The organism is Arcobacter venerupis, from assembly GCF_013201665.1.
GTDB lineage: Bacteria > Campylobacterota > Campylobacteria > Campylobacterales > Arcobacteraceae > Aliarcobacter > Aliarcobacter venerupis.
In genome coordinates, this window is sequence record NZ_CP053840.1 from 867,143 (window position 1) to 888,639 (window position 21,497).

The 21,497-nt window shown below is 27.9% G+C and carries 21 protein-coding genes; 11 read left to right on the top strand and 10 right to left on the bottom strand.

Annotated features, from left to right (window positions below; translation table 11 throughout):
* Positions 1-47 precede the first annotated feature (47 nt).
* From AVENP_RS04250 to AVENP_RS04275, 6 genes are read left to right on the top strand one after another with little or no spacing between them, the layout of a single operon-like run.
* On the top strand, positions 48-647 hold the full coding sequence (locus AVENP_RS04250) for a TetR/AcrR family transcriptional regulator (protein ID WP_128357450.1): 600 nt from the start codon (positions 48-50) through the stop codon (positions 645-647).
* Complete coding sequence (locus tag AVENP_RS04255) at positions 644-871, top strand: DUF2798 domain-containing protein (RefSeq protein ID WP_128357449.1); 228 nt, start codon at positions 644-646, stop codon at positions 869-871. Before AVENP_RS04250 ends, AVENP_RS04255 begins: the two co-directional genes overlap by 4 nt.
* 10 nt (positions 872-881) lie before the next feature.
* Positions 882-1,952, top strand: a complete 1,071-nt coding sequence (locus AVENP_RS04260) for an efflux RND transporter periplasmic adaptor subunit (RefSeq protein WP_128357448.1) — start codon at positions 882-884, stop codon at positions 1,950-1,952.
* Positions 1,953-1,960: 8 nt separating this feature from the next.
* On the top strand, positions 1,961-5,095 hold the full coding sequence (locus tag AVENP_RS04265; RefSeq protein WP_128357447.1) for an efflux RND transporter permease subunit: 3,135 nt from the start codon (positions 1,961-1,963) through the stop codon (positions 5,093-5,095).
* A 13-nt stretch (positions 5,096-5,108) separates the two neighbouring features.
* Positions 5,109-6,362 carry a TolC family protein gene (locus AVENP_RS04270; protein WP_128357446.1) on the top strand — a complete coding sequence of 418 codons (1,254 nt, stop codon included), beginning with the start codon at positions 5,109-5,111 and terminating at the stop codon, positions 6,360-6,362.
* A 58-nt stretch (positions 6,363-6,420) separates the two neighbouring features.
* On the top strand, positions 6,421-7,287 hold the full coding sequence (locus AVENP_RS04275; RefSeq protein WP_128357445.1) for a DMT family transporter: 867 nt from the start codon (positions 6,421-6,423) through the stop codon (positions 7,285-7,287).
* Between the two features lie 37 nt (positions 7,288-7,324).
* Here the strand turns inward: AVENP_RS04275 and AVENP_RS04280 are convergent, their stop codons facing one another.
* The 4 genes from AVENP_RS04280 to AVENP_RS04295 all read right to left on the bottom strand — a co-directional run bounded on the left by AVENP_RS04280 (position 7,325) and on the right by AVENP_RS04295 (position 10,186).
* Positions 7,325-7,924 carry an OmpA family protein gene (locus AVENP_RS04280; RefSeq protein WP_128357444.1) on the bottom strand — a complete coding sequence of 200 codons (600 nt, stop codon included), beginning with the start codon at positions 7,922-7,924 and terminating at the stop codon, positions 7,325-7,327.
* A complete protein-coding gene (locus tag AVENP_RS04285; RefSeq protein ID WP_128357443.1) occupies positions 7,921-8,358 on the bottom strand; it encodes a FecR family protein in 438 nt (145 codons plus the stop codon). The genes AVENP_RS04280 and AVENP_RS04285 overlap by 4 nt, the downstream gene beginning before the upstream one ends.
* Before the next feature lie 81 nt (positions 8,359-8,439).
* Entirely contained in the window at positions 8,440-8,658 is a 219-nt protein-coding gene (locus AVENP_RS04290; protein WP_128357442.1) for a hypothetical protein, read from the bottom strand.
* 76 nt (positions 8,659-8,734) lie between these two features.
* Positions 8,735-10,186 carry an acetyl-CoA carboxylase biotin carboxylase subunit gene (locus tag AVENP_RS04295; RefSeq protein ID WP_128357441.1) on the bottom strand — a complete coding sequence of 484 codons (1,452 nt, stop codon included), beginning with the start codon at positions 10,184-10,186 and terminating at the stop codon, positions 8,735-8,737.
* 228 nt (positions 10,187-10,414) lie between these two features.
* Between AVENP_RS04295 and AVENP_RS04300 the strand changes: the two genes are divergently transcribed.
* The 3 genes from AVENP_RS04300 to AVENP_RS04310 all read left to right on the top strand — a co-directional run bounded on the left by AVENP_RS04300 (position 10,415) and on the right by AVENP_RS04310 (position 13,701).
* The gene (locus tag AVENP_RS04300) at positions 10,415-10,786 is read left to right on the top strand and encodes a DUF1016 N-terminal domain-containing protein (protein ID WP_128357440.1); all 372 of its coding nucleotides are present in this window, start codon (positions 10,415-10,417) and stop codon (positions 10,784-10,786) included.
* Between the two features lie 194 nt (positions 10,787-10,980).
* On the top strand, positions 10,981-12,051 hold the full coding sequence (locus AVENP_RS04305; protein WP_128357439.1) for a Fic family protein: 1,071 nt from the start codon (positions 10,981-10,983) through the stop codon (positions 12,049-12,051).
* A 90-nt stretch (positions 12,052-12,141) separates the two neighbouring features.
* Positions 12,142-13,701 (top strand): hypothetical protein, encoded by a 1,560-nt coding sequence (locus AVENP_RS04310; protein WP_128357438.1) that lies wholly within the window; start codon positions 12,142-12,144, stop codon positions 13,699-13,701.
* Positions 13,702-13,720: 19 nt separating this feature from the next.
* Here the strand turns inward: AVENP_RS04310 and AVENP_RS04315 are convergent, their stop codons facing one another.
* From AVENP_RS04315 to sufB, 6 genes are read right to left on the bottom strand one after another with little or no spacing between them, the layout of a single operon-like run.
* Positions 13,721-14,071, bottom strand: a complete 351-nt coding sequence (locus AVENP_RS04315) for a metal-sulfur cluster assembly factor (RefSeq protein ID WP_128357437.1) — start codon at positions 14,069-14,071, stop codon at positions 13,721-13,723.
* Between the two features lie 10 nt (positions 14,072-14,081).
* A complete protein-coding gene (locus AVENP_RS04320; protein ID WP_128357436.1) occupies positions 14,082-14,492 on the bottom strand; it encodes a SufE family protein in 411 nt (136 codons plus the stop codon).
* A gap of 2 nt (positions 14,493-14,494) precedes the next feature.
* Positions 14,495-15,679 (bottom strand): aminotransferase class V-fold PLP-dependent enzyme, encoded by a 1,185-nt coding sequence (locus AVENP_RS04325; protein WP_128357435.1) that lies wholly within the window; start codon positions 15,677-15,679, stop codon positions 14,495-14,497.
* Positions 15,672-16,709: a SufD family Fe-S cluster assembly protein gene (locus tag AVENP_RS04330; protein WP_128357434.1), complete on the bottom strand. Its 1,038-nt coding sequence runs from the start codon at positions 16,707-16,709 to the stop codon at positions 15,672-15,674. Before AVENP_RS04330 ends, AVENP_RS04325 begins: the two co-directional genes overlap by 8 nt.
* Positions 16,693-17,466, bottom strand: a complete 774-nt coding sequence (sufC, locus tag AVENP_RS04335) for a Fe-S cluster assembly ATPase SufC (RefSeq protein WP_128357433.1) — start codon at positions 17,464-17,466, stop codon at positions 16,693-16,695. Before sufC ends, AVENP_RS04330 begins: the two co-directional genes overlap by 17 nt.
* A 3-nt stretch (positions 17,467-17,469) precedes the next feature.
* Positions 17,470-18,915, bottom strand: coding sequence for a Fe-S cluster assembly protein SufB (sufB, locus tag AVENP_RS04340; RefSeq protein WP_128357432.1), 1,446 nt, complete (start codon positions 18,913-18,915; stop codon positions 17,470-17,472).
* A 368-nt stretch (positions 18,916-19,283) separates the two neighbouring features.
* On the opposite strand from sufB, the gene AVENP_RS04345 reads away from it, so the two are divergent.
* On the top strand, positions 19,284-20,480 hold the full coding sequence (locus AVENP_RS04345) for a NifS family cysteine desulfurase (RefSeq protein ID WP_128357431.1): 1,197 nt from the start codon (positions 19,284-19,286) through the stop codon (positions 20,478-20,480).
* A gap of 28 nt (positions 20,481-20,508) precedes the next feature.
* Positions 20,509-21,489 (top strand): iron-sulfur cluster assembly scaffold protein, encoded by a 981-nt coding sequence (locus AVENP_RS04350; RefSeq protein ID WP_128357430.1) that lies wholly within the window; start codon positions 20,509-20,511, stop codon positions 21,487-21,489.
* The last annotated feature ends 8 nt before the right edge of the window (positions 21,490-21,497 follow it).

A 21,497-nucleotide genomic window follows, 5' to 3' on the forward strand; every position in this document is an offset into this window, starting at 1 on the left:
TTGACCGACGGTCAGTCAATAAAAAATAATATTTTTTAAGGATAATCATGGCACCAAGAGTTGATAAAGAACAAAGAAGAAGAGAAATAGCTATTTCGTGCATGGATTTAATAAATCAGGTGGGAATTAGAAAATTAACAGTTTCAGAAGCTGCAAAAACAGCAGGAATTGGAAAAGGTACTATTTATGAGTATTTCGAAAATAAAGATGATATTGTTTTTGAAATAATTAATATAAATATTGAAAATTACCATAATGAATTTTTGGAAAATATAAAAGATATAAAAACAATAAAAGATAAAGTTTTTCTTTTTTTTAAATTTGTATTGGATGAAAGTGCTGAAAATCAAAAAGAGTTTAATGGTTATAAAGAGTATTTATCAGTTGTTTTAAGTGATGATAATCAATCAATGAAAAAATATAACAATAAATGTCATATTTTTTTTACAGAGCAATTGAAAAAGATTTTTCTTGAGGGAATTGAGAAAAAAGAATTAATACCAAAATCTTTAGATTTTGTAGACAGTTTGATTGTTTTTGAAAATGGTTTGACTTTACTAAAAATGACTCAAGAGCATTTTGATGTAAGTAGCCTTTGCAAAAATTTTATAAATAATTTATTTGAATTAATAGAGGAAAAAAAATGATAAGTAGAAGATATGAAAGAATAGTTTTCGCCTTTTTTATGGCGTTATTTATGAGTTTTATAATGAGCTTCATAATTACATATATAAATTTAGGTTTTGTTGAGATTTTTATCACTAGCTGGTTAAATGCATGGGGGATTGCTTTTATTTGTGCCTTTCCTATAATTGTGGTTGTTGCACCAATAGTTCATAAAATTGTACATAAGTTAATAGTAAAAATATAAGGAAATAAAAATGATAAAAAAAATTAGTTTAGTCTTAGTATCTACTTTTTTAATGTTTTCAAATTTAAATGCAGCTGAGGCTGCACCTCAAGTTGCGTTAGTTGAAACTCAAGCATTAAAAACACAAGAAGTGAATGATTTACAAGAGTTTATAGGAACTGTGAATTTTGATAAAAAATCAAAGATTGCAAGTGAAAGTTCAGGTGTGGTAAAAAAGATAAATTTTGAAGTTGGACAAAAAGTTAAAAAAGATGATGTTTTAGTTCAAATAGATTCTGATATTTTAGATGCACAAATCAAAGCTTCACAAGCTGCTGTGAATATGTATGAAGTTCAGTTAAAAAATACAAAGAAAAATTATGATAGATATGCTTCTTTAATTGGAAAAAATTCTATTTCACAAAAAGTTTTTGATGATGCAAAAGTTGAATATGATGTTGCAAATGAGAATCTTATTTCTTCAAAAGCAAGATTAAATGAGCTTAGTATTCAAAAATCAAAAAAAGTTATAAAAGCTCCATATTCTGGTGTAATTGTTGAAAAAAATATAAATTTAAATGAATGGTTAGATCAAGGAAGTTTAGTAGCAACAATAGTAAATACAGAAGATTTAGAAATTGTTTTTAATCTTCCTATATCTTTTATTGGTGGATTAAAAAGTGGAGATGTTTATGATATAAATATTTCAGATGAAATCATTAAAGCAAAACTTTATGCTGCAATTCCAAGTGGGGATAAATTAACAAGAACTTTCCCTGTTAGATTCAAAGCAGATGCAGGAGATAAATTCATTTTTGATGGAGCAAGTGCAAAAATTAATTTTGCAAAAGAGACAAAAAATAATGCGCTTGTAATAAATAGAGATGCAGTTATTAAAAGATTTAATATGGATGTTGTTTTTGCTGTTGTAAATGATAAAGCTGTGATGATTCCTGTAAAAGTTACTACTTATTTTGGATTAAATGCTGCAATTACTGGCGAGGGATTAGTTGATGGAATGCAATTAGTTACAAAAGGAAATGAGCGAGTTTTCCCTGATATGGGTGTAAAAGTATTAAATAATAATACTGAAAACAAATAGGATAAAGCATGGATTTAATAAAATTTTCAATTAAAAACCCTGTAACTATTATTGTTTCAGTTTTGATTGTGGTTTTATTTGGATTTATATCACTTGGTAATTTACCTTACCAATTAACTCCAAATGTTTCAAAACCTGAAATTAAAATTACAACAGTATGGCCAGGTGCTACGCCTTATGAAATAGAGCGAGAAATTATAGAAGAGCAAGAAGATGCTTTAAAAAGTTTAAATAATTTATTAGAATATGAATCTTCTTCAACAGATAATTCAGGAGAAGTAAAACTTACTTTTAAACTGGGAACTGATATTAGAGTAGCACTTCAAGATGTTTCAAATAAACTAAATGAAGTTAGTTCTTATCCTGATAATGTAGATGAACCAATTATTGAAACTGCAACTGCAAGTCCAGTTATTTGGATGATGTTACAAACTTTAGATGATAATAAAAGAAATATTGATGAATATAGAACATATTTTAATAATGAAATAAAACCACTTATTAAAAGAGTTGATGGAGTTTCAGGAACTATGGATGGAGGTGGACGAGAGCAAGAGATGCAAGTTAATCTTGATGTAAATAAACTTGCAGCTTATAATCTTACAATTCCACAAGTTATTGATATTTTACAAGCAGAGAATGTAGATATTTCTGCAGGAACTCAAAATATGGGTAGACGTTCATATAGAATTAGAACAGTACATAAATTTTTATCACCTCAAGATATAAAAGATGTTATTTTAGTTTCAAATAGAGAACAAAGAGTAACAGTAGGCGATGTGGCAACAGTTGATTTTGGATATGAAACTCCAAGTACAGTTGCTATGTTTTTTGGTAAAGATGGAATATTTTTAGGTGTTCAACCAAGTGCTGATGCGAATATTGTACAACTTACAAATGATGTAGAAAAAGTTGTAAATGAATTAAATGAAACAACTCTTAAAAAAGAGGGTTTAAATATGAGATGGATATATGACCAAAGGCCATATATTGTAGGTTCAGTTGATTTAGTGCAACAAAATATTTTAGTTGGAGGACTCTTAGCTGTAATAATTTTAATACTATTTTTAAGAGCTGCTTCTCCAACAGCAGTTGTTGCTGTGGCAATTCCTATTTCAGTAATTGGAACATTTATTGTTCTATCGTGGCTAGGAAGAAGTTTAAATACTATTTCACTAGCTGGAATCTCCTTTGCTGTTGGTATGTTAGTTGATAGTGCAATTGTTGTATTAGAAAATATTGATAGACATAGAAAAGAAGGAATGAGTGTAAGTGATGCAGCTTACAAAGGAACAAAAGAGGTTTGGGGAGCTTTAGTTGCTAGTTCATCTACAACAATGGCTGTATTTATTCCAATTATCTTTTTACAAGATGAAGCAGGGCAGTTATTTAAAGATATTGCAATTGCTGTTACATCATCTGTGTTATTTTCTTTATTTGTTTCAATTACAGTTATTCCAATGCTTTGGAAAAAATTTGCAAGTATTTCAGGAAAAGAGCCAAGAGGTGATAGTTCATTAACAAGATTTGGAAATAAATTTGTAAATTTATTTATGAGAATAATTAAATGGTCATTAAAAACAACAATGAACAAGTTAATAACAATAGGAAGCTTAGGTATATTTTCAGCTTTAATTATTATCTCTTTATTTCCTAAAATGGATTATTTACCACAAGGAAATAAAAACTTAATTTTTAATATTTTGATAACACCTCCTGGTCTTTCTTATGAAGAAAGATATAACATGGGTGCATATTTGATGAAAAAAGTCGAGCCAAATATAAATAAAGATGTAGATGGAGTTCCAGGAATAAATAGAGCATTTTTTGTCTCTTTTGGAGATTTTAGTTTATTTGGTGCAACTTCAATGCATGAAAGCCGTGCAAGGGAATTAATACCATTTTTTAGACCAATTGTAAATTCACTTCCATCAGTATTTGGAGTATCTTTGCAATCAGGTGTTTTTGAAGATGATATTGGAGAGGGTAAAACAGTTAATATTGATATTAGTGGTGAAAAGATTGAGGATATTGCCAATGTAGGAACTCAATTATTTATGGCAGCTAGTGGAGCAATTTCGGGAGCACAAGTACGACCAGTTCCATCTATTGAGTTACTTTATCCAGAAGTGCGAATAAAACCAAATCAAGATGCTTTAAAAGCTCTAAATTTAAGTTCTAGTGATTTAGGTATTATGACTGATGTTTTAATGAGTGGAAGAAAAATATCAGACTTTGAACAAGATGGAAAGAAAAAAATAGATTTAGTTTTAAAAGCAAATGATGAGCAAATAAAAACTCCTGAAGATATTCTTTCAGCGCAAGTTGTTGTTCCAAATGGAGCATTAGTTCCAATGTCTTCACTTGCTAGTGCATTTGATACAACAGGAATTAGTGAAATTAGACACTTAGATGGAAAAAGAACTATTACTTTACAAGTAACACCACCTGTTAATATGACTATTCAAGAAACTATGACTATTTTAAGTGGTGCAATTGAAAGTATGGAAAAAGATGGAAAAATTTCAAAAAATGTTGAAATCGGAATAAGTGGAGCAGCTGATAAATTAACAGAAACAATTGGAATGTTAAGTATGAACTTTATTTTGGCTTTAATAATTATTTATTTATTAATGGCTGCATTATTTGGGAATTTCTTATATCCAATAGTTATTATGTTTACAGTTCCACTTGCAACTGCTGGTGGATTTATAGGACTTGCTTTAACAAATAAATTTATTGAGCCACAACCTTTAGATGTTTTAACAATGCTTGGATTTATTATTTTAATTGGAATCGTTGTAAATAATGCAATTTTAATTGTTCATCAAAGTTTAAATCTAATTAGAGATGAGGGTTATGAACATAAAGCAGCAGTTATTGAAGCTACAAGAACAAGAATTAGACCTATTTATATGAGTTCTCTAACTTCTATTTTTGGAATGTTACCATTAGTTTTAATTCCAGGTCCAGGAAGTGAGTTTTATAGAGGTTTAGGTTCAGTAATTACAGGTGGACTTACACTTTCAACGGTATTTACTATATTTGTTACACCGGCTCTTTTAATGTTTTTTATTAAATTAGAAAAAAGAGCAAATCCTGATGAAAAATCAGTTCAAAATGTAGATGTAAGTAAATCTTAAAAGGAAAATAGTTATGAAAAAAATAAAATTATTAACACTATCATTAACAGCTTTTTTAGCTGTTAATCTAAATGCTTTAAGTCTAGATGACGCTGTAAAAAAAGCATTAGAAAGCAATTTTGATATACAATCAAAAAATTATGATTATATTGAAAGTTTAGAGAATGTAAAGTCAAATAATGCAAACTATTTACCAAAATTAGATGCGTCTTATGGTTTTACAAATACTGATAAAGCAAATGCTGGATTTGAATCAGATGAAGGCGTTGCAAGTTTAAAATTGTCATACAATTTATTTAATGGTTTTAAAGATTTAGCGCTAAAAGAGTCATCTATTTACTTATCACAATCTTCGCAATATTCATTAAATGCCACAAAACAAGATATTGTTCTAAACACAAAAACAGCATATATAAACTATCTTGATAAACAAAATGCTTTAGATACTTATAAAAGTGCTTATATTTTGTTTCAAGAACAATATGAAGATTCTAAAAATAGATATGAACAAGGTTTAATTGCAAAAAATGATTTACTTCAAGTTCAAGTAAATATGTCAAGTGCAAAACAAAATGTGGTTAAAGCACAAGGTGATTTAAAAATCGCAAAATTCCAATTATCAAATATTTTAGGTGGAATTGATTTAGAAAATGAAACTATTGAAAAGCTAAATGAACAAGCTATTCAAAGTTCAGTTTATGATGAAAAACTACTTGAAAATAGAAGTGAAATTCAAGCTTTAAAAATGAATTTACAATCTATAAAAGAGTTAGAAAAATCTGCAAAAGCTGGGTATTATCCAAAAGTTGATGCTTCGGTTTCTCACAATAAATATTATGATGAATTATCTAAAAATATAGAAAATAAAGAAGAAAATCAAAATATTGCAAATGTAACTGCAACATGGAACTTATACAATGGAGGATATGATTCTTCTCAAACTGAAATTTATAAAATAAAATATCTTAATGCAAATTCAATTTTAAGTAAAACAAAACTTGATATTAAACTTCAATATGAAAATGCAAAATCAAATCTTGAAGTTGCCCTTGATAATCTTGAAACATCAAAATTAGCACTTCTTCAAGCTAAAGAAAATTACGGTATTGTAAAAAATAGATTTGATGAGGGTGTCTCAACAAGTACAGATTTAACAGATGCAAACTACTTATTAACTCAAGCAAAACAAGGATTTAATAGAGCCTATTTTGATAAATTCATTGCGATTTCTACACTTGATAGAATCATAGAAAAAGAGACTTATTAAAAAGAATTTTCAGATTTATACTACATCATAAAAGATAATTTTGTGATATAGTATAAAAATGAATCAAACTTTAAATATCAAATTTATTCTTTTTTTACTGTTATCATTGCTTTTTTTAGCACTTAATTCAATACTTTGTAAATTTGCCTTATCAAGCAATTTTATTGATGCTTACACTTTTACGATGTTTAGACTTTTTTTTGGCTCAATCACTCTTATTCTAATATTTTTTTATAAAAGAAAAAAAATATATTTCTCAAAAAAATCAAATTGGCTTAGTTCTTTGATGCTATTTTTATATGCAATATGTTTTTCATACTCTTTTTTAAATATAGATGCAGGAGTAGGGACTTTACTTCTTTTTGCTGTTGTTCAACTTGTAATGATAATATTTTCATTATTTCATAAAGAAAAAATAAATTTGCAAAAAATTGCTGGAATTGTTTTAGCAATGTTTGGATTGGTTTATCTTTTATATCCAAAAGAGAGTTTTGAACTCTCTTTATTTCATGCTTTTTTAATGATTATTGCTGGAATTTCTTGGGCAGTTTATACAGTTCTTGGAAAAAAATCTTCTGATTCTTTATATAACACAATGGATAATTTTACAAAATCTCTTATTTTTGTAGGGATATTTTATATTTTATTTCTACCTGAAAATACATTTATAACTCAAAAAGGTTTGATTTTGGCTTTTATATCTGGAAGTTTAACATCAGCAATTGGATATTTATTATGGTATGAAATATTGCCCAAAATGCAATTTATAACTGCTGGAATAATTCAATTATTTGTGCCAATTATCTCTATTATAATCAGTATTATCTTTTTAAATGAGAGCTTAACTTCAACGCTATTTTTATCAACAATGATGATATTTATGGGAATTTTACTCACGATTTTTTCAAGAAAACTTAATAAATAAAAAGAGACATCAAAGGATGTCTCTTAAAAAGTAGAATCTATTTTAGAATAATTTCAACTCTTCTATTTTTTGCATTAGATACATTATCAGCTGTTTTAACCAATGGAGCACTATCTCCATAATATTCAACTTTAATTAGAGATTTATCAGTCATATCTTTCATTAAGATACTAGCTACGCTTTGTGCTCTTTTAAATGATAGGGCTTTGTTATACTCTTTATCTCCTGCGCTATCACTATGTCCAATACATAGCACTTCTATAATATCATTGTCTTTAATTAGTTGATTGACATTTTTTATTTCTGCTATTTGAGTTTTATTTAACTCTGCACTATTATTAGGAAAATAAAATAAAATGCTTTGAGGTTTTTTTGGTAAAGCATTTAAAACTTCTGCATATTTTGTTTCAACAACTTTTTCTGTTTCAACTTTTTTTTCTATTTCACCTCTTTGCGAAATATTTAATGATGAATAAGCAGTATCAATATTATACTTTACACCTTTATTATCAGCGATTGAAATAACTCCTGTTTTGCCACCTTCTTCAGGTAATAATGTTATTTGAGTACCTTTTGCAGAACAACCTGAGAAAATAAAAACTCCAATTAACATACAAAATGATATTAAATATCTCATTCTTTAGCCTCCACTACAAAATATGTACCTCTAATCCCAATTGATGCTGATTTAGTTTTTATTGTCATTGCTTCAGGATTTATTTTTGGTATTAGACCTGTGATACAAGCCATAGTTCCTTTTAAAAGATTACTTCCAAATTTTACTTTTTTATCTGCTGGTTCAAATAGATATTCATCAACTGAAAATTCAGAATTAGAACCAATTGAAATTAATGTATTATCTTCAAAAATAAGACCAATTGTACTATTAGTACTTGTATTAATAATATCTTTTACAAAAATCTTATCGCCAACTTTTAAGGCACTTACTTTTTTACTCTCATGAGTAACATTAACTTCACCTTTAACGGATTTTACTAAGGCAACTGATTGTGCAGATAATAGAGTTGGTATGCTTATCAACAATATAAATAAAGCAAAAAACTTTTTCATAGCTCCCCTTTTTATTAAGTATAATTTGTTCTAATTATACTTAATAAAATAAATATTTATGACATTAAGGAATAGTTATTATTAATTATTCTCTTTAGGTTTTGAAGGTAAGTTTTCTATTCCTTTAAAATGATCATGCCATTTTAATTGAGAAGGTACATTTGTTGAAGTATCAGCTTTATTATTTACTTCAAAATTAATAGCAGTTACTGGAGGTTTTTTTTCAAGATATATAAATGCAATTGTTAAAACAATAGCACTAAGAATTAGTTTGATAATAAAATATTTTAAATCTTTCATGTAAATATTGTTACATTGTTTTAATTAAAATATCCTATATATTAAGAAGAAAGTTTAAGAATCTCAAAAGAGATTCTTAATGTTTAACTTTGATATTATTTTTTTTGATTGTTTCCATTAGTTTCATAATCCCAGCAATCTTTTCTTCTTCTTTTTTAATATTATCTTCACTATTAAGAGTGAAGATTTCCATTTTTTTATCTAAATAACTTGTATTAAAAGTTCCATTGATGAAATCTTCATCCCTTACAATTTCTCTATGAAGTGGAATATTTGTAGGGAATCCCTCAATATAAAATTCATCTAAAGCTCTTTTAGCTTTTTTAACTGCACCTTCCCAAGTTAATGCCCAAACAATTAGTTTTCCAATCATTGAGTCATAATTTGCAGGAACTTTATATCCAGTATAAATACTTGTATCAAGTCTTACTCCTGGACCTCCTGGAGTTAAATATTTACTTACAGTTCCAGTTCCTGGCATGAAGTTTTTTTGTGGATTTTCAGCATTTATTCTAAATTCAATAGCATAACCTCTAAATTGAATCTCTTCTTGTAAAAATTGTAATTTATCACCCTCAGCAATTTCAATCATTCTTTGAATAATATCAACACCTGTGATTGTTTCAGTTACTGGATGCTCAACTTGAACTCTTGTATTCATCTCAATAAAATAGATATTATCCTGAGCATCAACTAAAAATTCAACAGTTCCTACACTTTCGTAACCTAATTTAAACATTGCTTTTGTAGCAATTCTATAAAGTTCTTTTCTTGTTTCGTTATTAAGTCTTGGACTAGGTGCAATTTCGATAACTTTTTGGTGTCTTCTTTGGATAGAACAATCTCTTTCACCTAAATGAAGAACATTTCCATATTTATCAGCGATAACTTGGATTTCGATATGTCTTGGATTTTCAACATATTTTTCAATGAAAACTTCATCTCTTCCAAAATATTTCATTGATTCATTTGTAGCACTTTCAAACATCTCTTTAAAATCTTTTTCAGCTTTTACAATTCTCATCCCACGTCCACCACCACCAAATGCAGCTTTGATGATTACAGGAAAACCAATTTCTCTTGCAACTTTTTCACCTTCGTGAATACTAACTACTGGTTCATCAGTTCCTTCAAGTACTGGAACACCAACTTTCTTCATAGCAACTTTAGAAGCCATTTTATCACCAAAAAGTTCTATGTGTTCAGGTTTTGGTCCAATGAAAATAATTCCATTTTCTTCACATGCTCTTGCAAAATCAGCATTTTCACTTAAAAATCCATAACCTGGGTGAATAGCATCACAATCTGCTTTTTTAGCAATTGAAATAATTCTGTCATAATCAAGATATGCTTGAATTAAATCACCCATGATTGGATAACATTCATCAGCTTTTCTAACCCAAATACCCTCAACATCAACTTCTGAAAATATAGCAACACTTCCAATTTCTAGCTCTTTACAAGCTCTAATGATTCTAAGAGCTATTTCACCTCTATTTGCAATAAGTACTTTTTTTATCTTTGCCATCTGGTTTGCCTTTTAAATAAATGTTTTTTAATCTGGGGAAATTGTAGAGTTTTTTTTAATTTTAATCTTCTTAATTACTGCTGTAATAATTGTTTGTTATTGCTAAATATACTATTTATTATTGCTCTAATTTGTGTTGATAAGTAATTTATATAAATTATTTAATTATGATTTATATTTAGTATAATATTTTATTAGTTTTAAAAGAATAGAAAAAGGAATTTATAGATGAAAGAAGTATTGCAAACACAAAACAGTTTTTATCATGATATTAAATCTATTTTACAAATAGCAAGAGACAATGCCTATAAATCTGTAAATTTTATAATGGTAGAAGCTTATTGGAATATTGGTAAAAAAATAGTAGAAGTTGAACAAAATGGAGAAACAAAAGCAAAATATGGCTCAAATCTTATAAGTGAATTATCAAAACAGCTAATAGTTGATTTTGGAAGAGGCTTTAATACAACTAATTTAAAAATGATGAGACAGTTTTATTTGATTTTTCCAAATCGTCACACACTGTGTGACCAATTGAGTTGGAGTCATTATCGACTTATTATGAGAATTGAAAATGAAAATACTAAGAATATATTTTAATTATGGCAAATCTGCCATAATTAAATCTCAAATAGAATTTAATGACAATTTGATAAACGAGAGCTTTTCAAAAATTTAAAGAATTAAGAAGCTTATAAAATTGTTGTTAGTCAAATGAGAAAAAGTTTTAAAGTTAAAAAATGATATAAAAAGATAAAATTAAATAAAAAAATATTAGGGAAATAAAAATTAAAATGAAAGAGTTTATCCCCTCAAAATTACCTTTAAAAAAAGATATAGAAACAAAAGAGATTTTAAGAGCCACAATAAGAGCACATAAAACATTAGCTGAATTAAAAGGTATTGCAAACTCTTTACCAAATCAAAAAATTGTAATAAATACTTTAGTTTTACAAGAAGCTAAAGATAGTAGTGAAATTGAGAATATTATTACAACTTATGATGAAATTTATCGTTCAGATATTTCAGATAGTTTTATAAATAGTGATATAAAAGAGGTTCAAAATTATAAAGATGCTTTGTATTTAGGTTTTGAGATTATTAAAACTAAAAAGTTTTTAACTATAAATCACATAAAAGAAATTCAATCAACTTTAGAAAAAAATGATGCAGGTTTTAGAAAACAAAGTGGAACAGTATTAAAAAATCCAACAACTGGAGAAATAAAACTAATTCCACCTCAAAATCCAAAAGATATTGAAGAACTTATGACGAATTTGGTTGATTATATAAATGATTCAAGTTTAGAAGATTTTGATAGTTTAGTAAAAATGGCGATTATTCATTATCAATTCGAATCAATTCATCCTTTTTATGATGGAAATGGAAGAACTGGAAGAATCATAAATATCTTATATTTGGTTTTAGAAAATTTGTTAGATGTTCCTATTTTGTATTTGAGTAGATATATTATTAAAAACAAAGCAGATTATTACAGACTATTAAATGATGTTAGTTTTAACGATGGGTTGAATAACTGGATTTTATTTATATTAAAAGGTATTGAGGAAATTTCAAAAGAGACAATTAAAACAATAAAAAATATAGAAAATCTTATGAATGAAACTAAAAACATAATAATAGAGCAAAAACCAAAAATATATAGTAAAGATTTACTAGAAGCACTTTTTTATCATCCTTACACAAAAAGAGCTTTTATAGAAGAACAACTAAATGTTTCAAGACCAACTGCAACTAATTATCTTAATGAGTTAGAAAAACTAGGAATCCTTTCAAGTAAAAAGATAGGAAAAGAAGTTTTTTATGTACATAATAAACTGTTTGAATTATTCAAAGACATGTAAAGAAAATGATAAAATCTTTACATGTTATTTTTATATGTAAAGAAAATAGCAAAATTTTTACATATAAAAAATTAGAAAAGGAAATTTATAATGTTTTCAAATATGAAACCAGCAGAAAAAAGACTTTTAGAAGCTTGTCAAAAAGGTGAAATACTTGACTTGGGAAATGAGCGACCAAAAGTAAAAATAGATGACAATGAGATAAGAGGAGAGTTTCTAAGAACTTTGATTTTGAGTGATAATCAAGAGATAGAAGAAAGTAATAAAAGATATATTTTAAAAATAGACCCAAAAGGAATAAGATTTAGTGGTGTATATATAAGTGGGATATTTGATTTTTCATTTTGTAGTACAGATTTACCATTTAAATTTGAAAATTCAATTTTTGACAAAAAAATAGATATGTCTAATTCAAAACTTAAATATATAAAACTTGATGGTTCTGAAATTAATGAGTTATATGGACAAAGTTTAATTTGTGATAGTGATTTTTGCTTGAAAAATAAATTTAAAGCTAAAAAAGAAATAAATCTTGATACAGCAATTATTAGAGAAAATTTAGAGTTAACAGATGGAGTTTTTGAAAATATAAATTTGTCTAGAGTGGAAGTTGGGAAAAGTTTATTTTTAAATTCTAAGTTTATTGCAAAAGGTGATTTAAAGCTTAAATCATCAAAAATAGGTGGTAGTTTGTATTTTTCTGGCGGAAAATTTAAAACAATAGAAAGCAATAAGATTTGGATATGTGGTTCAGTATTTTTAAGAGATGGTTTTGAAGCAAGTGGAGAAGTAAATTTTCACTCTTGTTTTATAGGTAAATCTTTTATATTTTCAAACTCAAATAAAATTGCATCTTTGATTTTAAATTCTGCACAAATATCAAGATTGAATTTTGATATTTCTAATGTTAAAAATATAGATTTAGATGGATGTGTTTATGAGCATTTAAATTCCATTATATTTTCCCAATTAGTTGAAAAAATGCCCAAAGAAGATAATTTTAAACCACAACCTTACAAACAATTAGCAAAAGTTCTACGAAATATGGGACATAATGAAGATGCTAATAATATTATGATTAAATATAATGATGAACTTAGAAAAAAAGATTTTCTTACTTGTGATAGATTATTTATATCTATTTTAAAATGGATATACGGAAAAACTGCTGGATATGGTTACAAACCTATGAAAGTTTTAGGGACAATGTTCATAGTTTGGTTTCTTTGTAGCTTATTTTATTGGAAAGCTTCAAGTGTTGCAGTTTTTGCACCAAGTAATCCTTTAATTTTTCAATATAAAGATTATAAGGTTAAAATTGCAGATGAAGGTACAGTAATTGGAGATTTTTTTAATAGTAAAGATTACAAATGCACAGATGATACAATTGAATGTAATAATTGGACAAATAGTAAACTACTTGATGAAGAATACACAACATTCAATCCTTTTATGTATTCATTAGATGTGATATTACCAATCGTTGATTTACAAGTAGAGAAAGATTGGGGACAATATGTCTCTTCAAACAATTGGACACTCAATGATTTTACTCGTTGGATAATGTGGTTTGAAATATTATTTGGTTGGATTTATAGTTTAATTTTAGTAGCTATTTTATCTGGACTTGCAAAAAATGAGAAAGACTAAGAAGTATGGGAACTATGCCCTAAAACGGCATAGCTGCTCCACTTGCTCCCATGATTTCTTTTGCATCTTCACTCATCATTGATGGATCCCATGGTGGAGAAAACACAAGTGTTACTTTTGCTTCATCAACTTCATCAACAGCTAATGTTACATATTTTACTTGCTCAAGTAGGCTTTCTGCTACTGGACAAGTTGGGCTTGTTAGTGTCATTGTGATTGTACAATGTAAATATCTATCTTTTTGTTCAAACTCTATGTTATAAATCAATCCCAAATCATAAATATTTGATGGGATTTCTGGGTCATATACTTTTTTTAAATTTTCTATTATTTTTTCTTCTATACTTTTTAAATCAAAAATTGTTTCCATTTTTTATCCTTTATGCATTTAGCGCATACTCTTTAATTTTTTTCATCATTCCAATAACTCCACTTTGTCTATTTGGAGTTATAACATCACTTAGTTTTAATTCATGGACAATATCCATATCAATCTCTTTTAACTCTTCAACTGTTGAGTCTGAAAAGATTTTTAATATCATATAAACTAAACCTTTTACGATTATTGCATCGCTTGTTCCATGAAAATATAGTTTTCCATCTTTTAACTCATGGGTTAACCAAACTTGTGAGGTACAACCATGAACTATATTTGCTGGGATTTTGTCACTTTCATTAAATTCTTCTAGTTTTTTTCCTAAATCTATAATATATTCATATTTTGATAATTCATCTTCAAAGAAATCTAAATCTTCTTTTATATCATTTACTCTTTGCTCGATAGTATTCAATTTTAATCCTTTAACATACTTAATGCTTTTTTTAATGCCTCAATTAATTTATCAACATCTACATAGTCATTATAAAAAGCAACAGAAACTCTAATAGTTCCTCTAATTCCTAACTTTTTCATAATAGGTTGAGCACAATGATGTCCAACTCTTACCGCTACATTCATTTTATCAATCAAAATTCCAATATCATCGTGAACTATTCCCTCAAAATTGAAACTTCTACTTCCTATACAATCTTTTGTGTCATTGTAAAAAACAATCCCAGGAAGTTTTGCCAACTCTTCATCAAGAAATTTAAAAACATTTTTTTCAATGCTTTCGATATTTTCATATTTCACATAATTTAAATACTCTAAAGCTTTTCCAAATCCTATAACACCTGCAATATTTTGCGTTCCTGCTTCAAATTTGTAAGGAGAATCAAGTAAAGTTGAATGATTATAATCAACTTCTTGGATTGTAGCACCACCTGTTTGGTAAGCTTTTACATCTTTTAAATATTTTTCTTTTACATAAATAGCTCCAACTCCTGTTGGTGCAAAAGTTTTATGTCCTGAAATTGCAAAAAAATCAACATCAAGGTCTTGAACATCAACTTTGAAGTGAGCTAAACTTTGAGCTCCATCTATCATAATAATTGCTCCATATTCATGGGCTAATTTTGCTATTGTTTTTATATCATGGATTTTTCCAAAGGCATTTGAAACATGAGTGATACTTACAAAAGCATTTGGATTTGCTTTTAAAAGTTCTTCAAAATGTTCTAGGTCAAAATCTAAATTATCATTACAGCTTACAACTTCAAGACCATTTCCCAAACTTCTTCCTTGCATATGCCAAGGAGTGATATTTGAGTGATGTTCCAAAGAAGAGATAATCACTGTTTTAAAATCTTTTGCAAAAGAAGAAGCAATAAAGTTTAAAGACTCAGTTACACCTTTTGTGAAAATTATCTCTTCATTTTTTGAAGCATTTATAAACTCTTTTAATAAAACTCTTGTTTTTTCAAACTCTTGAGTTGCTTTATTTGCATGACCAAAATTACTTCTATGAGTATTTGCACAATATGTTTCGTAGTATTCAACTTGCGAATCAATTACACTTTTTGGTTTTTGCGTTGTTGCTCCATTATCCAAATAAACTGTTTTAGAATTTTGGAAATATGGAAAGTCCTTTTTAAACATATTTTTCCCTTTTGTAAGTTTCAATAAATTCTTTTATTATCTCATCTTTTATATTAGATTTTATTGTATTTTCAAAAGCTTCAAGTAACATATCATATGCTTGCTCTTTTTTTATTCCTCTTGATTGAAGATATAAAAGTTGTTCTTTGTTTAAACTTCCTGTTGTAGTCCCATGACTAGCTTCTAATTCATCAATTAAAATTTCAAGATGAGGTTGAGCAATAATAGTTGCATCATCACTTAATAAAATAGTGTCACAATTTTGGAAAGCTTTTGAGAATAGGGCACTTGGATTTACTATTGATTTTGCTTTAAATACAGCTTTTGAACTATCTTTTAAACTATGTTTGAAGTTTATATTACTATTTGAACTTTTTTCATTGTGAATAGTTTTTATTAGATTTGAAGTCGCTGCATTTGAAAAAAGTTTTATCAAAGCATTTAATTCATAGTTTACATTTTCATTATTGATAATATTTTCAAAACTATTTACTATAAATCCATCTCCAAAATCAAAGTTGAAAAGCTCTAGGTTTGAACTATTCTTTTGTTCAACTGCAAGGGCAAAAGTCATTGAATTTGAAATATTTATATCTTGAACTTTTACATACTCTAAAGAAGCATTTTCTTCTAATTGTATTTTTCTATTAACTGCATAAAAACTGTTTTCAGAAGAGTTCACAAAAACTTCAACAATACTTGCTTTTATATCTTTTTTTACTTCTATTTTCAAAGAGTTTGTATAAAGTGTTTCACTTTGTTTTAATTTATGAATTAAGAAAATAGGTTCAGCAATATTTTTATTTATTGTTAAAATTGTTTGTTTATCATCTAAACTTCTTGTAATATCAAATAAAACTGATTCATATTTCTCTTTATCAACAGTAGTTTCTAAACCCATAATATCAAGTTCATAACTTTGTTTATCTGCAAATTCATAAGAAAAAAGTGAATCAAAATTTATTTTCAAAAACTCTTCGTCTTTTTTATTTGGAAGGTTTATCCCTTTGATTTCATTTATTATTAACATCATTTATTCCTATTGCTTCGTAACCTTTTTCATCAAGTTCTAAAGCTAAGCTATAATCTCCTGTTTTTACAATTTTCCCATCATTTAAAATATGTACAAAATCAGGTTTTATCAACTCTAATAATCTATCATAGTGCGTAATCATTAATACAGATCTTTTTCCATCAAGCATAGAGTTTATTACATTTGCAACAGTTTTAATAGCATCTACATCAAGACCTGAATCTATTTCATCAAGCATGATTAAATCAGGTTGAAGCATTAAAAGTTGAATTAATTCATTTCTTTTTTTCTCCCCACCACTAAAACCATCATTTAAATCTCTTTGTAGAAGTTTTCTATCAATATTATATTTTGCTGTCTCTTCTTTGATAAGTTTTAAAAACTCCATTGCATCAATTTCTGGAAGTCCTGCATACACTCTTTTAGCATTGATTGCTGTTTTTAAAAAGTAGCTATTGTTAACGCCTGCAACTTCAACAGGAGATTGGAAACTCATAAAAATTCCCTCATTTGCTCTTTGTGTTACATCAAGGTCTAATAAATTTTTCTTTTTATATGTAATTTTCCCCTCAGTCACAACACAATCATAATGAGCACTTAATGTTTTCACTAAAGTTGATTTTCCAGCTCCATTTGTTCCCATTAAAGCATGAACTTCGCCTTCTTTAATCTCTAAATTTATACCTTTTAATATCTCTTTATCATTTATATTTACTTTTAAATCTTCTATTTTTAATAATGTATTTTTTTTCATAATTTATCCCACACTTCCTTCTAATGATATACTTAATAACTCTTTTGCTTCTGCTGCAAACTCCATTGGTAACTCTTTTAAAACCTCTTTACAAAAACCATTTACAATCATGGCAATTGCATCTTCTTCATTTATTCCTCTTTGTGAAAGGTAAAAAAGTTGTTCATCAGAGATTTTTGAAGTTGTTGCTTCATGTTCAATGTTTGCACTACTGTTTCTGATTTCATGATATGGATAAGTATGCGCATGGCATTTATTTCCAATCAATAATGAATCACACTCTGAAATATTTCTAGCATTTGAAGCGCTTTTCCCAACTCTTACTAATCCTCTGTAAGCATTTCTTCCATGCATTGCAGAGATTCCTTTTGAGATGATTGTAGATTTAGTATTTTTACCTAAATGAACCATTTTTGTTCCAGTATCTGCTTGTTGTGCTTTTGAAGCAATTGCAACTGAATAAAACTCTCCTACACTATTATCACCTGCAAGTATGCACGATGGATATTTCCATGTTATGGCACTTCCCGTTTCTACTTGTGTCCAAGAAATTTTAGAATTATCACCTTTACAGATTCCTCTTTTTGTAACAAAGTTTAGAATTCCACCTTTTCCATTGTCATCACCTGGAAACCAGTTTTGAATAGTTGAATATTTAATTTGACCATTTTTTAAAGCAACTAACTCAACAACAGCTGCATGAAGTTGTCTCTCATCTCTTGTTGGTGCTGAACAACCTTCATTATATGAAACATAAGAGTTTTCATCACAAATGATTAAAGTTCGCTCAAATTGTCCAGTATCTAAGGCATTTATTCTAAAGTAAGTTGATAATTCCATTGGACATCTAACATTTGGTGGAATATATACAAAACTTCCATCTGTGAAAACTGCACTATTTAAACAGGCAAAATAGTTATCTACAACAGGAACTACACTTGCTAAATACTCTTGTACAAGTTGAGGATATTTATGTGCTGCTTCACTAATTGAGCAAAATATGATTCCTAGTTTTTCAAGTTCACCTTGATATGTAGTTTTTACAGAAACAGAATCAAACACTGCATCAACTGCAACTCCTTTTACACCTGCAAGTTGTTTTTGCTCTTCAAGTGGAATTCCTAATTTTTCATATGTCTTTAAAATCTCAGGATCAACTTCGTCTAAAGAGTCCAAAGCTTTTTTAGGTGCAGAATAATATGCTATATCTTGATAATCTATTTTAGGATAATCTAAATGTGCCCAAGATGGTTCTTCCATTTTTTGCCATTTTTTGTAAGCTTTTAATCTAAAATCTAAAAGCCAAGCTGGCTCGTCTTTTTTTGCTGATATTGCTCTAATTACATCTTCATTTAAACCTTTTGCAAAAGTGTCACTTTCTATTAAAGTTTCAAATCCTAGTTTATAATCTTTGTTAATAATATCTTCTAATTGTTTATTGTCACTCATAATTGACTCCAATTTATTTTGTTTATACTTGTTAAAATAATTAAATAGGATAAAATCTATCCTGTTTAAAATTCTAGCACAAAGTAATTAAAAAAGCATAATAAAATTTATAAATAGATTATAGTATTTCAAAGTTAATAGAGTTATTTATCAAACTTTAAATATAATAAGATTTCAAAAGAAAATAGATTAGAAATAGCTTTAATTCTTTAAAAATGTTACTTTCTGAAATAGAAAATAACACTAAATCTTAATTAAGACTATTTTTATCCTGTTTATATTAGAATGCTGAAAAGTTTTACAAAATGCAAGTATATTTTTAGGAATAGTTCTTGCATAGGATAAGATTAAAAAATATAGGAACAATTATGGAAGTTTATTTAGATAATAACGCAACAACAATAGTAGACCCAAAAGTTTATGAAGAGATGAAACCATTTTTTTGTGATATTTACGGAAACCCAAATTCATTACATAAGTTTGGAGCAGGAACTCATCCAAAAATGGTTGAAGCCTTAAATTTTTTATATGAAGGAATTAATGCATCAGATGATGATGACATTATTATTTGTTCAAATGCAACAGAAAGTATTAATACAGTTATAAAAGGTATTTGGATAGATAAAATTTTAAATGGTGACAAAAAACACATTATTACAAGTGAAGTAGAACACCCAGCGGTAACTGCTACATGTAGATTCTTAGAAACTCAAGGAGTTTCTGTAACTTATCTTCCTGTAAATGAAGATGGAGTTTTAGAAGCTAGTTCTGTAAGAGATTTTATAAAAGAAGATACAGCTCTTGTATCAATTATGTGGGCAAATAATGAAACAGGTAAAATCTTCCCAATTAAAGAAATTGGAGCTATTTGTAAAGAGTTTGGCGTTCCATTTCACACAGATGCAACTCAAGCTATTGGAAAAGTAGTAGTAGATGTTCAAGATGCAAATGTAGATTATTTATCTTTTTCAGCTCATAAATTTCACGGACCAAAAGGTGTTGGTGGATTATATGTAAGAAAAGGTTTTAGTTTAACTCCATTATTGCATGGTGGTGAGCAAATGGGTGGATTAAGAGCTGGAACTGTAGATGTTGCATCAATGGTAGGAATGGGTTGGGCTATGAAACTTGCAACTTCAACTATGGCAATAGCTTATGAAAAAAATCATGTTAGCAAATTAAGAGATAAATTAGAAAATGCAATTTTAGAATTACCAGAAACTGTAGTAATTGGTGGAAAAGATAATAGAACACCAAACACAACTTTAATCTCTTTTAGAGGTGTTGAGGGTGAATCTATGCTTTGGGATTTAAATCAAAATGGAATTGGAGCAAGTACAGGAAGTGCGTGCGCTAGTGAAGATTTAGAAGCAAATCCAGTAATGAACGCATTTGGAAGTGATAGTGAGTTAGCTCATACGGGTGTTAGATTCTCTTTAAGTAGATTTAATACAGAAGAACAAATTGATTATGCGATTGATGTTATCAAAAATGCAGTTACAAGACTAAGAAATATTTCAAGTTCTTACGCTTATGCACCATCAAATCATAAATCAGCTTTATAATAAAAAATAGAATAAAAAGGAAAATACGATGGCAAAAAATAATTTAATTAGCGGATCAATTTGGGATGAGTACTCAAATCAAGTTGTAAATAGAATGAATAATCCAAAACACCAAGGTGAAATCACAGAAGAAAGAGCAGCTGAATTAGGAGCAAAACTAATCGTTGCAGATTTTGGAGCTGAATCATGTGGTGATGCTGTAAGACTTTATTGGGCGGTTGAAGAATCAACAGATAAAATCTTAGAATCAAAATTCAAATCTTTTGGTTGTGGTACTGCAATCGCATCTTCAGATGTTATGGCAGAACTTTGTATTGGAAAAACAGTTGATGAAGCTGTAAAAATTACAAATATTGATGTTGAATTTGCTTTAAGAGATAATGCAGATACACCAGCAGTTCCACCTCAAAAAATGCACTGTTCAGTTATGGCTTATGATGTTATCAAAAAAGCAGCAGCTGATTATAAAGGTGTTGATATGGATTCTTTTGAAGAAGAACAAATCATTTGTGAATGTGCAAGGGTTTCATTAGCAACTTTAAAAGATGTAATTAGAATTAATAAATTAACAACAGTTGAGCAAATTACTGATTATACAAAAGCTGGTGCATTTTGTAAATCATGTATTAAACCAGGCGGACATGAAGCTAAAGATATTTATTTAGTAGATATTTTAAAAGACATGACAGCTGAAATGGAACAAGAAAAATTAAAAACAGCAGCAGACGCAAGTGCATCTGGTGAATTAACATTTGATAAAATGACATTAGTTCAAAGAATTAAAGCTATTGATTCTATATTAGATTCAGATATTAGACCAATGCTTGTAATGGATGGTGGAAATATGGAAATTATTGATATCAAAGAAAACTTACCTCATTATGATTTATATATCAGATATTTAGGTTCTTGTTCTGGATGTTCGTCTGGAAGTTCAGGAACTTTATATGCAATCGAATCTGTATTACAACAAAAAATTGATGAAAACTTAAGAGTTTTACCAATTTAATTTTTTCA

Coding starts and splice junctions, on each gene's coding strand:
- AVENP_RS04250 (WP_128357450.1), top strand. CDS start 48: ATGGCACCAAGAGTTGATAAAGAACAAAGAAGAAGAGAAATAGCTATT.
- AVENP_RS04255 (WP_128357449.1), top strand. CDS start 644: ATGATAAGTAGAAGATATGAAAGAATAGTTTTCGCCTTTTTTATGGCG.
- AVENP_RS04260 (WP_128357448.1), top strand. CDS start 882: ATGATAAAAAAAATTAGTTTAGTCTTAGTATCTACTTTTTTAATGTTT.
- AVENP_RS04265 (WP_128357447.1), top strand. CDS start 1,961: ATGGATTTAATAAAATTTTCAATTAAAAACCCTGTAACTATTATTGTT.
- AVENP_RS04270 (WP_128357446.1), top strand. CDS start 5,109: ATGAAAAAAATAAAATTATTAACACTATCATTAACAGCTTTTTTAGCT.
- AVENP_RS04275 (WP_128357445.1), top strand. CDS start 6,421: ATGAATCAAACTTTAAATATCAAATTTATTCTTTTTTTACTGTTATCA.
- AVENP_RS04280 (WP_128357444.1), bottom strand. CDS start 7,924: ATGAGATATTTAATATCATTTTGTATGTTAATTGGAGTTTTTATTTTC.
- AVENP_RS04285 (WP_128357443.1), bottom strand. CDS start 8,358: ATGAAAAAGTTTTTTGCTTTATTTATATTGTTGATAAGCATACCAACT.
- AVENP_RS04290 (WP_128357442.1), bottom strand. CDS start 8,658: ATGAAAGATTTAAAATATTTTATTATCAAACTAATTCTTAGTGCTATT.
- AVENP_RS04295 (WP_128357441.1), bottom strand. CDS start 10,186: ATGGCAAAGATAAAAAAAGTACTTATTGCAAATAGAGGTGAAATAGCT.
- AVENP_RS04300 (WP_128357440.1), top strand. CDS start 10,415: ATGAAAGAAGTATTGCAAACACAAAACAGTTTTTATCATGATATTAAA.
- AVENP_RS04305 (WP_128357439.1), top strand. CDS start 10,981: ATGAAAGAGTTTATCCCCTCAAAATTACCTTTAAAAAAAGATATAGAA.
- AVENP_RS04310 (WP_128357438.1), top strand. CDS start 12,142: ATGTTTTCAAATATGAAACCAGCAGAAAAAAGACTTTTAGAAGCTTGT.
- AVENP_RS04315 (WP_128357437.1), bottom strand. CDS start 14,071: ATGGAAACAATTTTTGATTTAAAAAGTATAGAAGAAAAAATAATAGAA.
- AVENP_RS04325 (WP_128357435.1), bottom strand. CDS start 15,679: ATGTTTAAAAAGGACTTTCCATATTTCCAAAATTCTAAAACAGTTTAT.
- AVENP_RS04330 (WP_128357434.1), bottom strand. CDS start 16,709: ATGTTAATAATAAATGAAATCAAAGGGATAAACCTTCCAAATAAAAAA.
- sufC (WP_128357433.1), bottom strand. CDS start 17,466: ATGAAAAAAAATACATTATTAAAAATAGAAGATTTAAAAGTAAATATA.
- sufB (WP_128357432.1), bottom strand. CDS start 18,915: ATGAGTGACAATAAACAATTAGAAGATATTATTAACAAAGATTATAAA.
- AVENP_RS04345 (WP_128357431.1), top strand. CDS start 19,284: ATGGAAGTTTATTTAGATAATAACGCAACAACAATAGTAGACCCAAAA.
- AVENP_RS04350 (WP_128357430.1), top strand. CDS start 20,509: ATGGCAAAAAATAATTTAATTAGCGGATCAATTTGGGATGAGTACTCA.